4 protein-coding genes are annotated in these 13,461 nt (G+C 69.2%); 3 read left to right on the top strand and 1 reads right to left on the bottom strand.

Annotation, left to right across the window (positions count from 1 at the left end; translation table 11 throughout):
* Nucleotides 1-134 precede the first annotated feature (134 nt).
* The gene (locus FOZ76_RS11070) at nucleotides 135-10,475 is read left to right on the top strand and encodes an Ig-like domain-containing protein (RefSeq protein ID WP_143948322.1); all 10,341 of its coding nucleotides are present in this window, start codon (nucleotides 135-137) and stop codon (nucleotides 10,473-10,475) included.
* Nucleotides 10,476-10,751: 276 nt separating this feature from the next.
* On the opposite strand, the gene purM is transcribed toward FOZ76_RS11070, so the two are convergent.
* Nucleotides 10,752-11,804 (bottom strand): phosphoribosylformylglycinamidine cyclo-ligase, encoded by a 1,053-nt coding sequence (gene purM / locus FOZ76_RS11075; protein ID WP_143948323.1) that lies wholly within the window; start codon nucleotides 11,802-11,804, stop codon nucleotides 10,752-10,754.
* A 212-nt stretch (nucleotides 11,805-12,016) separates the two neighbouring features.
* Between purM and hda the strand changes: the two genes are divergently transcribed.
* Both hda and FOZ76_RS11085 read left to right on the top strand, forming a co-directional pair.
* Nucleotides 12,017-12,727, top strand: coding sequence for a DnaA regulatory inactivator Hda (gene hda, locus FOZ76_RS11080; RefSeq protein WP_246129434.1), 711 nt, complete (start codon nucleotides 12,017-12,019; stop codon nucleotides 12,725-12,727).
* Nucleotides 12,728-12,734: 7 nt separating this feature from the next.
* Entirely contained in the window at nucleotides 12,735-13,457 is a 723-nt protein-coding gene (locus FOZ76_RS11085; RefSeq protein WP_143948324.1) for an HAD family hydrolase, read from the top strand.
* The last annotated feature ends 4 nt before the right edge of the window (nucleotides 13,458-13,461 follow it).

Genomic DNA, 13,461 nt, shown 5'->3' on the forward strand with positions numbered 1-13,461 from the left:
CCGAGGCCGAGCCTTGCGGTCCGCTCGGCAGCCTGGCTCAGGCGCTCTTCAGCGCGCTGCCCACGCATCGCTCCCGCCCCCGCTGACCCGGTCGCATCTGCCCACGACTGGTCGCTCTCCCTTCAGGAAATCTCATGGCCAACCTGCCTCCCACCATCACCGGGTTCGATGCGAACGGCATCAGCAACGTCGCCTTCGGGCAGCCGGCCAAACCCGACCCGGCCGTGGGCATCGACAGCGTGCACCAGGGGCTCGGCCTCGATGCGGTGGTGCCACCGACGCCGCCCAGCCTGAGCGCGGATTCCGCGCCGGCCGGTTTTCACCCCAATACACCGGTGGGTTTCGGCATCGACTTATTTCAGAACGTGACGGCATCGACCAACGATGACGGCCAGACCTTCACGGGCTTCGAGATCAAGGTCTATGGTGCCGGGGTCGCGGAATCGCTGTGGGTCGGCGGCACCCCCATCTACCTGCAGGCAGGTTCGGGCCCGCTGGGCACGGGTAGCTACATCATCACCGACACCGACGGCGTCTTCACGCTCAAGGTCAGCGATCTGGCGCTGACTGCAGCCGAATTCACCAATCTCATCGACGACATCACCTATGTGCGGGCACCATTGTGGATACCCGGCAGCACCGGGCAGGCGCAGGCGGTGGCTGTCCTGTTGAGTACAGTGACTGACAGCGGCCCGGAGGGCAGCAACGTTCTCGAACTCGACCAAGTGGCCACGCTCACGCGAGTGGACACTTACGTGACACCGACGTTCGCCATCGTCGGCACGCCCCAGACACAGGCGTATACCTTCACGCCGGGTACGCCGACCACGGTCGTTTTCGACATCGAAGTGCTGACCGATGTCGCGATGGTAGGCTCCGACATCAGCTTCAGCATCGCGCTGCCGCAAGGGTGGGTTGCCTCGGGCCCGGTCGCTCCGATCCTTGGCGGCATTCTCAGCACGGGTGCAACGTACACCGTGTCCGTGGACGTTACACCACCTGCCGGGCTGACGGCAGGCACCTTTCCCCTCATGCTGCAGGCCCAGCAGAATGGCCTGCCCACCACCGTCTACCCGCTGCTCGGCACCGCGCTCGCCAAGCTGGAACCTGCGCTCACGCAACCGCCCAGCGTGACAGGGACCGGCATCGGCAACGCCGAATTCACCGAGGACGGCGCGGCCGCCGAGCTGTTCATCGGCGTGACGGCCAGCACCGAGGACAGCGGCCAGACGTTCACCGGCGCAACACTGACCGTCGCGCAGCTCGCGGACGGCGACGCCGAAGTCCTGCACGTCGGCGGCACCGCGATCACCCTGGTCGATGCCGCGAGCGGGTCGCTGGCCGGCGGCGGCAGCTACACGGTCAGTCTGGCGGGCACGACAGCCACCGTCATCCTGGACGGCCTGGCCCTGGGCGACGCCGCCATGGCTGCGCTGCTGGAGAGCATCACCTATCGCAACATCAGCCAGGCGCCCACAGCGGGTGAGCGCCAGATCACGCTGACCGAAGTCGAGGACAGCGGCGGCCAGACGGCCGCGCCCGGCCTTTCCGCCAGCGTGACAGTCGAGGCCGTCAACGATGTGCCCACCTTCGCATCGGTCACGGGAGGCACTGCGTGGATCCCGGTCACGAACCAGAGCGACGTGGCGATGGCGGTCGCGGTGCAGAGCGACGGCAAGGTGCTGGTGACGGGCTACAGCAACAACCAGTTCAGCATCGTCCGAATGAACGCCGAGGGTACGCTGGATACGACCTTCGGCGACAACGGCAAGGCCGTCCTGGGCTCGGTCTCCTCGCTGGCGCAAGCCTATGCGCTGGAGATCACGGCCGACGGCAAGATCCTGCTCGCGGGCAGCGACTACGGCAGCGGCGACATGATGGTGGTGCGCCTGACGTCCGACGGCGAGCTCGATCCGAGCTTCGGCGATGGCGGCAAGGCGCTGGCCGGGACGACGGCCTACAGCGAATACGGCTATGCCATGCTGGTGCAGCCCGACGGCAAGATCGTCGTGACCGGCTACACGGGTTACGGCTACAACAGTCCGATCACGGCGGTACGCTTCGAAGCCGACGGCACTGTGGACGCCACCTTCGGCACCGCTGGCGTGGCGAGCATCACGCAAGTCAGCGGACTCTTCGGCGGTACGGGCGTCGCCATGGACAGCGACGGGAACCTCCTCGTCGCGGGCGGGCGTGAGCTCTATCCGAGCAACGACTTCGTCGTCGTCCGCTTCAAGCCCGATGGCACGCAAGACACCGCCTGGGGCACGTGGAGCACGGCCAGCGTGGACCTTGCCGGCGGCAGCGACGAGGCCAAGAGCGTGCTCGTCCTGCCGGACGGCAAGATCCTGTTGGCGGGCACGGCAAGCGCCGCGGACTACTCGACGACGCACGCAGCCGTGGTCAGGCTCCATGCCGACGGCACGCTCGATACGTCGTTCGGTGAGCAGGGCAAGGTACTGGTCGAGATCGGTCTCAACGGCGACATCCACAACATGATCCGCCAGCCCGACGGCAAGCTCGTACTCGTCGGCCACTCGAATGCCGGGGGCCCCGACCTCGTTCTCATCCGCCTCGACGAAAACGGCGAGCTGGACCTGGGGTTCGGCCAGAACGGCATCGCCACCTTGGACAACGGCAACATCGAAATCGGGCGCGACGTCGTCCTGCTGCCCGACGGCAAGCTCGTCGTGGTGGGCTACGGCTCGAACACCAGTTTCTACAATGACTACCTCGTCGTCCGCCTGAATGCGGACGGCAGCCTCGATACGAGCTTCAATCCGCAGCCCGGCCCGAGCTCGCTGGACGGCGTGGCCGACTACACCCTGGGCGCCGACGCGGTAATCCTGGACGCCTCGGTGAACGTGTACGACGCCGAACTGGCCGCACAAGGCCACTACGACGGCGCCATGCTGATGCTGACGCGCAGCACCGGCGCCTCCGACGACGATGTGTTCGGGGCCGGCGGCGCGCTCGTCTTCGACAACGGCGTAGCCACACTCGGCGGCGTGGATATCGGCACCGTGATGCAGATCGGCGGGACGCTGATGCTGAATTTCAACACCAACGCGACGCAGGAGCGCGTCGACGCCGCCTTGAGCAGCATCACCTACAGCTACGTCGGCACGCAGCCGCCGGCCAGCGTCACGATCGCCTGGAGCTTCTCCGACGGCAACATCGACGGCGGGCCGCAAGGCGCGGGCGGCGGTGCGTTCACCACCGGCTCGACGCAGGTCAACTTCATCACCCCTAACGCCGCGCCCACCGACATCAGCCTGTCCAACAGCGCGGTCGCGGAGAACACCGACACCAGCGCCGACCTGCTCATCGGCTCACTCAGCGCAACGGACGCGAATGCGGGCGATACGCATACCTACAGCATCCAGCCCGGCGGCGATGGCGAGACCTTCGTCATCGTGGGCAACGAGCTGCGGCTGGTCGCGGGCACCCGGCTGGACCACGAAGCCAAATCGAGCTATCAGGTCACGATCCGCGCGACCGATGGCGACGGTGCGTTCTACGACAAGCTCATGACGATCGAGGTAACGAACGTCAATGAGGCGCCGACCTTCGTCGTGCCACAGGGCGGCGTCCAGTCGATCGAGATCCCCGGTCTCTCCAGCATCGCCCTGGCCAGCGCCGAGCAGGCCGACGGCAAGCTCATCGTCGTCGGCCGCGCCGGGGCGTTCAGCGGCGAAGTCGTCGTGGCGCGCTTGAACACCGATGGCTCGCTCGACGCATCCTTCGCGGATGCCGGGATTGCCCGCGTGCCGGTGGCGCCGTTCGGCTCCGAAGGCAGCAGCGTGGCGATACAAGCCAACGGCGACATCCTGGTCTCCGGATCGGCGAGCCTCAGCAACCAGGGCTTCTTCACGATCCGGTTCGATCCCGATGGCAACCAGGACCCGGGCTTCGGCAGCGGCGGCACGCTGTGGACTCAGGTGGGCTCCGGCACGTACTACAACACCGCCACCTTGCTGCAATCCGACGGGAGCTTCATCGTTACCGGCTACGGCACCGTCCAGCAAGGTATCGGTGTCTCGGTCAATCAGCTCGTGGCCGCCCGTTACAACGCGGACGGCACCCCAGACACCAGTTTCGGCACGGCCGGCCAGTTCAAGCTCGAGCAGAACGTGACCATGCGCGACGCCACGCTGGATGCGAACGGCAACATGCTCATGACGGGCTACGTGAACGAGGGCGGGGCATGGAAGTACGTCGTCTTCCGCGTGGACGCCGACGGCCATCTGGACACCGGCTTCGGCGACGACGGGCGCGTCGTCCTGGGCATGAGCGGTTCTGCCGACGGCTACAGCGTGCTGGCCCAGGCCGACGGCAAGATCGTCGTCACGGGGACGCACTGGGAGAGCGGCGGCTATGCCTTCGACGTCGTCCGGCTGACGCCTGACGGCGAGCGCGATGCCGCCTTCGGCGTGGACGGCATCGTCACCCTGGACCTCGCGCCCGGCAGCGACATCGCCTACAGCGTCGTCCAGCAGGGCGACAAGCTGCTCGTGGCGGGCAGCGCCGGCCAGACGCTCGTCGTCGTGCGGCTGCTCGAGGACGGCACGCTGGATGCCACGTTCGGCGAGGGCGGCAAGGTCATGGTCGCCACGGACAACCCCATGAGCGAGGCCCGCAGCATCCTGCTCCAGGCGGACGGCAAGATCGCCGTGGTCGGCCATCAGGGCCAAGCCGGCGGTATGGCCAGCGACATCCTCATCGTCCGCCTGAACGCCGACGGCAGCCTGGATCAGGCTTTCCATACCCAGGAGGTGAACACGCTGGACGGCGTCGCGCAATACGCGCTGGGCCGCGACCCGGCCGTGCTGGACTCCGACGTCCGGATCTTCGATCCGGAGCTGGCCGCCCAGGGCCACTACGACGGCGCCAGCGTCACCCTGGCGCGCCATGGCGGAGCCGATGCGAGCGACCTCTTCGGCGCCAGCGGGCCCATGTCGTTCGCGGACGGCAACGTCGTCATCGACGACAACAGCATCGGCACGTATACACAAGCGGCCGGCAGCCTCACCATCGTGTTCAACGCCGCGGCGACGCAGGCCTTGGTGAATCAGGCGCTGAGCCTGATCACCTACGCGAACACCGGCAGCGCGCCGCCGCCCAGCGTGGCCATCGCCTGGTTGTTCAACGACGGCAACGCCGACAACGCCCAGGGTACCGGCACCGCGCTGGCGGCCGTCGGCACGACCACTGTCGACATCACCATCCCGAACGAGGCACCGACCGACATTTCGCTTTCCAATGCCAGCGTCGCGGAGAACGCGGACACCGCCGAGGGTCTGGTCATCGGCACGCTCAGCACGACGGACGAGGATACCGGCGACACGCACACCTACAGCCTGGTGGACGGACACGACAGCGCGGCGTTCGTCATCGTCGGCGACCAACTGCAGTTCGCCGCCGGCACCGTCCTGGACTACGAAGCCAAGTCCAGCTATCAGGTGACGGTGCGCACCACCGATGCGCGCGGCGCTTCGTATGACAAGCTGCTGACGATCGAGCTGGCGGACGTCAACGAGGCGCCCGTGGCCGGCGCCGCCATCGACCACCAGGCGGCCGATGTCGGTGCGCCCTACAGCTTCACGGTGCCTGCCGGCGCCTTCGTCGACCCCGACGCCGGCGATACGCTGACCTACTCCGCCACACTCGGAGACGGCAGCGACCTGCCCGCCTGGCTGAGTTTCGACGCCGCGACGCGCACCTTCAGCGGCACGCCCGACGCGGGCGATGTCGAGCTGGATGGCCTGTGGGTGCTCGTCATCGCGACGGACGGCCAGGGGCTGAGCGCGCAATCGGGTTTCGCGCTCACCGTGGCCACCGTGCCGACGGTCCTGAGCCTGGTGCGCGACGAGGGCGCAGCCGAACACACGAATGCAGACACCATCGAATTCCGCATCACGTTCAGCGAGCCGGTGACCGGCGTGGATGCCGCCGACTTCGTACTGACGAGCTCGGGGACGGCAATCGGCACCGTGACCGGCATCACGCGCATGCACTACGACCATGCGCAGTACGTGGTCACGGTCACGACGGTGTCGGGCGATGGCGTACTTGCGCTCGGCCTGAAGAATGCCGATACGGGAATCACGGCAGAAGCGAGCGGCCGGCCGATGGCATCGGGCTACAGCGGGGGCGAGAGCTACACCATCGACAACACGGCGCCGGACACGCCTTCCGGCGTGGGCCTGCCGACCGGCGGGTTCACCAACGTCGATGAGGTAGCCGTGGATCTCGACGGCCTGGAAGACGGCGCAAGCTGGGAATACAGCGTCGACGGCGGCCAGAACTGGCTGCCCGGCACCGGCAGCAGCTTCGCGCTCGACGACGGCGACTATGCCGCCGGCGACATCCAGGTCCGCCAGGTCGACGCAGCGGGCAACGCCGGCGCGCCGGTCGCGACCACGGCAGCGGTCACCGTCGACACCGTCGCGCCCCAGGCGCCCGACGTGACCAGCGCCGCGCTCACCAACCAGCCCCTGCCTGTGATCAGCGGCACCGCGCAGGCGGGCAGCACCATCACGCTGGTCGTCGGCGGGGCCACCTACATCGCAGTGGCCACCGACGGCACCTGGCAGGTCGATCTCAACACGGTGCCGCCCAGCGAAGGTACGCTCGCGCTGAACAACAACGGCGGCAACGCCATCAGCGTCACCGCCACCGACCCGGCCGGCAACGTCTCGCAGGCCGGTACGCAGACCCTGGTCATCGACACCACCGCGCCGGACGCGCCCGCCGGGGTCGCGCTGCCTGGCGGTGGCTTCACCAACGTCAACACCGTCACCGTCGACCCCGACGCCCTGGAAGCCGGCGCGAGCTGGGAGTACAGCGTCGACGGTGGGCAGAACTGGACGCCGGGCGGCGGTGACGGCTTCCTGCTCCAGGACGGTCCCTACGCCGTCGGCGACATCCAGGTGCGCCAGATCGATGCCGCCGGCAATCCGGGCACCCCGCTCGTCAACACCGAGGGTGTCTTCATCGACACCGTCGCACCGGCCGCACCCGCGCTGGTCAACCCCGAGCTGACCAACAGCGCCCTGCCGGTCATCGACGGCACGGCGGAATCCGGCAGCACCATCACCCTGGTCATCGGCGGCGCCACCTACACCACGGTGGCCGCCGGCGGCGGTTGGAGCATCGACCTCGCCACGGCCGTGCCCAGCCAGGGCACGCTCGCGCTGAACACCAACGGCAGCAACGCCATCAGCGTCACCGCCCGGGATCCAGCCGGCAACGTGTCGCAAGCCGGCACGCAGGCCCTGGTCATCGACACCACCGCGCCGGACGCCCCCACCGGCGTGGTTCTGCCCGCGGGCGGACCGACCAACGTCGACACGGTCGGTATCGACCTCGATGCCCTGGAGGATGGCGCGAGCTGGGAATACAGCCTGGACGGCGGCCAGAACTGGCTGCCGGGCTCGGGCGACAGCTTCGTCCTGCAGGACGGCGACTACGCGGCCGGCGACATCCGGGTACGCCAGGTCGATGCCGCCGGCAATCCTGGCGTGCCCATCGCCACCACCGCGGCCGTCACCGTCGACACCGTCGAGCCGGACGCGCCCAGCGTGGACAGCACGGCCTTGACCAACCAGACCACACCGGTCATCAGTGGCACCGCGGAAGCGGGCAGCACCATCACCCTGCTCGTCGGCGGCGCCACCTACACCACGGTCGCCACCGACGGGGGCTGGAGCGTCGACCTCGCCACGGCGGTGCCCAGCCAGGGCACGCTCGCGCTGAACGTCAACGGCGGCAATACCGTCAGCGTCACCAGCACCGATCCGGCGGGCAACGTCTCCGACGCGAACACCCAGATGCTGGTCATCGACACCGCGGCGCCGGACGCGCCCGCCGGCGTCGTCCTGCCCGTGGGCGGGCCGACCAACGTCAACGAGATCACCGTCGAACTCGACGCCCTCGAAGACGGCGCGAGCTGGGAATACAGCGTCGACGGCGGCCAGAACTGGCTGCCCGGCGTCGGTGGCAGCTTCGTCCTGGAAGATGGCGACTATGCCGCCGGCGACATCCAGGTGCGCCAGGTCGACGCCGCCGGCAACCCGGGCGCGCCGGTCGCCACCACGGCGGCCGCCACCATCGACACCGTCGAGCCGGACGCGCCCAGCGTGGACAGCACGGCCTTGACCAATCAGGCCCTCCCGGTCATCAGCGGCACCGCCGAGAGCGGCAGCACGATCACCGTGGTCATCGGCGGCGCCACCTACACCACGCTCGCCGCCGACGGCAGTTGGAGCATCGACCTCGCCACGGCGGTGCCCGGCCAGGGCACGCTCGCGCTGAACACCAACGGCGGCAACGCGGTCAGCGTGACCAGCACCGATCCCGCAGGCAACGTATCCAGCGTGGGCACGCAGACCCTGGTCATCGACACCACCGCGCCGATCGCCCCGAGCAACGTCACGCTGCCCCTCGGGGGCGCCACCCACGTGAACGAGGTCACCGTCGAGCTCGACGCTCTCGAAGACGGCGCGAGCTGGGAATACAGCGTCGACGGCGGCCAGAACTGGCTGCCCGGCGTCGGTGGCAGCTTCGTCCTGGAAGATGGCGAGTATGCCGCCGGCGACATCCAGGTGCGCCAGATCGATGCGGCCGGCAATCCCGGCATGCCTGCCCAGACTGCCGCCAGCGTCGTCATCGACACCGCGGCCCCCGTGGCGCCGAGCATCACCAGCCTGGCGTTGAGCAACGCGGCTGCGCCCACGATCACCGGCACGGCGGAGACCGGCAGCACGGTCGCCGTCGTCGTCGGCGGGGCCACCTATGTCGTGGTGGCGGCCGACGGCACGTGGCGCGTCGATCTGGCGACGGCGACGCCCGAGGACAACGGCACCCTGCTCCTCAATGCCAACGGCGGCAACACCGTCAGCGTCACCGCCACCGACCCGGCCGGCAACGTCTCGCAGGCCGGTACGCAGACGCTGGTCATCGACACCACGCCGCCCGGCGCGCCGGGCCTGGCCTTCGGCGCCGCCGGCGATCACTGGGTGGTCACGGTGTCCGGCCTCGAAGCCGGTTCGAGTTGGCAGTACAAGGTGGATGCCGGTGCCTGGGTCAACGGCCAGGGCAACAGCTTCAACATCCCGCTGCAAGCCTACGAGTCCGGGCTGGTGCAGGTCCGGCAGATCGACGCGGCCGGCAATGTGGGCACCATCGGCAGGAATGCCGACGCGCTCACGCCGCCGGCCACCGACCTCGACGGCGACGGCCTGGACGACGACATCGAGAACGGCGTGCCGGGCATGGCGGGCGGCGCGCAGGGCGACGGCAACGGCGACGGCATTCCCGACGTCGAGCAGTCCGACGTGACGTCCCTCGTCTGGAGCCAGAGCCCGGACGCCCAGGTCCGCTACGTCACCCTGGTCAACGACGCCGGCCTGACCCAGCAAGGCGTGAGCACCGCCACGCTGGAGACGGGCAGCCTGCCGCAGGATCTCGCCCTGCCGCTGGGCGCGCTCGCCTTCACCGTGCGCAACGTGCCCGACAGCGGCATCGTCAACTTCAGCGTGTATGTCGACGGCGATCTGCCGATCAACGGCTACTTCAAGCAGGTCGATGGCCAGTGGTACGACATCGCCACCGCGATCACCGAGGTCGGCGGCAAGGTCCGCATCGACTTCAGCATAGAGGACGGCGGCATGTTCGACGCCGACGGCGAGCGCAACGGCGTCATCGTCGATCCGGGCGCGCCGGGCTTTTTCGACGGCGACCCGCGCGACATGGACCGCGACCAGGTGCCGGACCTGCTCGAAGCCGGTCTGGGGCTGAGCGTCGGCGTCAAGGACAACGATGTCTTCGCGCGCGACGATCTGTTCGTCATGCAGCTCTATCGCGACGCCCTGGGGCGGGAGGCCGAGGCCGACGGGGTGAGCTATTGGCAGGGTCAACTGGCACACGGGATGGGCCGCGAGGCCCTGGTGCAGACGGTGCTCGGCAGCGCCGAGGCAGGCACGCTGGACACGCTGGCCCGCCTCGCGCTGGGGCTGGACGAGCGCGCGCCCGCTGATGCGGAGCTCGCCGACTGGCGCGCGGGCGCCGCGCAGGGCCAGTCGCAGGCCGAGCTCGCCGACGCCTATGTGCTCGCGCACTACGGCGACGTGGACGCCGCCGCCCTGGTCGACGCCCTGTACGCCGACCTGCTCGGCCGCGACGCCGACGCCCAGGGACGCGCGTACTGGATCGGGCAACTGGACCAGGGGGCGAGCGCGGGCGAGGTTGCCTGGCAACTCGTGCACAGCACCGAATTCGACCAGGCCCGGGGCGCGGCCGCCGACATTGCCTCGCTCTACGCCGGCCTGCTGGGCCGCGCAGCCGATGCGGCCGGCCTCGCCTACTGGAGCGACGCGGTCGCGGACGGGATGTCGATGGACGCGGTGATCGTGCAGATCACGGCATCCACGGAGTACCACGACCGCTTCCTGCCCACGGAGGACATCGGCTGAATTCTTTCTTGTTCTTGTTGGACCCGGCCGGCGCCTTCTCGGCCCGGCCGGCCTTGCCGCGACACAGCACAACCCTGCATAGCGGCAATCGGACGCACTTCCCTACGCCCACCGCAAACCGGAAGCCACGTTCCCCCATTGATCCATGCTGAAACGACGAAGGGGCCGCATCGCGGCCCCTTTTTCATCATGGCGCACTCGCGCGCGCGCAATGCTCTGCGGCATCCGCGGCTCCGAGCGCCCCGGCATCGCCGGGCGCGGGCTGCCCCGGATGCGCTACACCACCACGGTCTGCGCCTGCCCGTCCTGCTGGGCCACGATCTCGCCGATGCGCGAGACCGTCTCGCCGGACGCCGCCAGGCGCGCAGCGACGGCCTCGGCCTGGGCGGCCGGGACCACCACCACCATGCCGATGCCGCAGTTGAAGACGCGGTGCATCTCGTCCTCGGCCACCTTGCCTTCACGCTGCAGCCAGTCGAACAGCGCCGGGCGCTGCCAGGCGCTGCGCTCCAGGCGGGCAGCCAGGCCGGCACGCAGGATGCGCGGCACGTTCTCGAGCAGGCCGCCGCCGGTGATGTGGGCCAGGCCATGCACCTCGAAGCCGCCAAGGACATCCAGCACCGGCTTGACGTACAGGCGGGTCGGCGCCATCACGGCGTCGACCAGCTTGCCGCCCTCGAAATCGTCGTCCGGCCGGGCGCCCGTGCGCGCGATGATCTTGCGCACCAGCGAGTAGCCGTTGGAGTGCGCGCCGCTGGAGGCCAGGCCCAGCACCACGTCGCCCACCGCGACCTTGCTGCCGTCGAGGATCTTCGACTTCTCGACCGCGCCCACGGCGAAGCCCGCGAGGTCGTACTCGCCGTCGGGGTACATGCCGGGCATCTCGGCCGTCTCGCCGCCGATCAGGGCGCAGCCCGAGAGCTCGCAGCCGCGTGCGATGCCGCCCACCACGGCGGCGGCGGTATCGACATCCAGGCGGCCGCAGGCGAAGTAGTCCAGGAAGAAGAGCGGCTCGGCGCCCTGCACCAGGATGTCGTTGACGCTCATGGCGACCAGGTCGATGCCGACCGTGTCGTGGCGATTCCATTCGAAGGCCAGGCGCAGCTTGGTGCCGACCCCGTCCGTGCCGGATACCAGCACGGGCTCGCGATAGCGCTTGGGCACCTCAAAGAGCGCGCCGAAGCCGCCGATGCCGCCCAGCACGCCTTCGCGCAACGTCCGCTTGGCGAGCGGCTTGATGCGCTCGACGAGCGCGTCGCCGGCGTCGATATCGACGCCGGCGTCACGGTAGGTTAGAGAGGTGTTGTCACCGGACGGAGGAACGGACATGGAACCTGACCATTTTAGAAATGTGAGAAGATGCGGCATACTTGCGCCTTCTTGCTGGCCGCCGCGCAAACGCTGATTTTACGATGATCGCCGCTATTTCCCCACGCCAGGCCCGGCCGCGGCCGGGCTTGCGGCAGGGCATCCCCAGGGTGTGCCGACGCCGCCCCCCCGATTCGCGGGGAATGCATGTCGATACGCCCTAGACACGGCGGATGACGATGTCGAACCAGGCCCCTCAGCTTCTCCTGGACATCCTGCCGGCGCCGGCTCCCACGCTGGACAACTTCATCGCGGGCGGCAACGGCGAGGCCCTGGCCGCCCTGCGCGGCATCGGGCCGGGGCGGGCGATCTATCTCTGGGGTCCGGCGGGCAGCGGGCGCAGTCATCTGCTCGCCGCCGCGGTGCGTGCCCATCCCGGGGCGGTACTGTGCGGTGCGGCCACCCCGGCGCGCGAGTTCGTCGCCCTGGCCGAGGGCGGCGTGCCCCTGGTCGCCATCGACGACGTCGGCCGGCTGGACGAGCGCCAGCAGGCCGCGGTGTTCGGGATTTACAATCGCTGGCGTGAATCGGCGGCGGCCGAGCAGCGCGGCTTCGCGCTGGTGGTCGCGGGCGACAGTGCGCCGCTGCGCATGCCCTTGCGCGAAGACCTGCGCACCCGCCTGGGCTGGGACCTGGTCTTTCGCCTGGACCTGTTGTCCGACGCCGACAAGCTCGCCGCGCTGCACGCCCACGCGGCGGCGCGTTCGCTGGATGTCACGCCGGAACTCCTGGAGTGGCTGCTGACCCGCCATGCGCGGGACATGCGCCAGCTCACCGCGCTGCTCGATGCGCTCGACCGCTATTCGCTCGCGACCAAGCGGCCGATCACCTTGCCTTTGTTGAAAACCATGCTCGCGGCGCAACCCCGCCCGCCAGCCGACTGAATCCACCATGCCCCGTCCCAACCGTCTCGCCCTGTTCGATCTGGACCACACGCTGCTGCCGCTGGACAGCGACTACCAGTGGGCGCACTACCTGGCGCGTACGGGCCGGGCGGGCGATCCCGAGGCGGCCCTGCGCCGCAACGACGAGCTGATGGAGAGCTACTCGGCCGGCACGCTCACGGCGCAGCAGGCAGCCGAGTTCATGCTCGGACTGCTGGCCCGGCACGACCCGGTCGAGCTCGCCGCCTGGCACGAGCTGTACATGGCCGAGGTCATCCGCCCGGTCATCACCCCCCAGGCGGCCGCGCTGGTGCGCGAGCACCTGGCCGCGGGCGACCTGTGCGCCATCGTGACCGCCACCAACGGTTTCGTGACTGCGCCGATCGCACGCGCCTTCGGCATCCCCCACCTGCTCGCCACCGATGCCGAATACGTCGACGGCCGCTACACCGGCCGCATCGCCGGCACGCCCTGCTTTCGCGAAGGCAAGGTGATCCGGGTCGAGCAATGGCTGGCCGGCCTGGGCCATACGCTGGCCGACTTCGAACGCTCGTTCTTCTACAGCGATTCGCTCAACGACGTGCCTCTGCTCGAATGCGTGACCGACGCCGTCGCCGCCAATCCCTCGGAGGGGTTGCGCCGGCTGGCCGGCGAGCGCGGCTGGCGCGTCATCGACCTGTTCGCAGAGCCGGTGGCGGCCGGCCAGGCCCATCCGGAACAGGCCGCCTGATCAC

It is taken from the genome of Verticiella sediminum (assembly GCF_007558815.1).
Classification (GTDB): domain Bacteria; phylum Pseudomonadota; class Gammaproteobacteria; order Burkholderiales; family Burkholderiaceae_B; genus Verticiella; species Verticiella sediminum.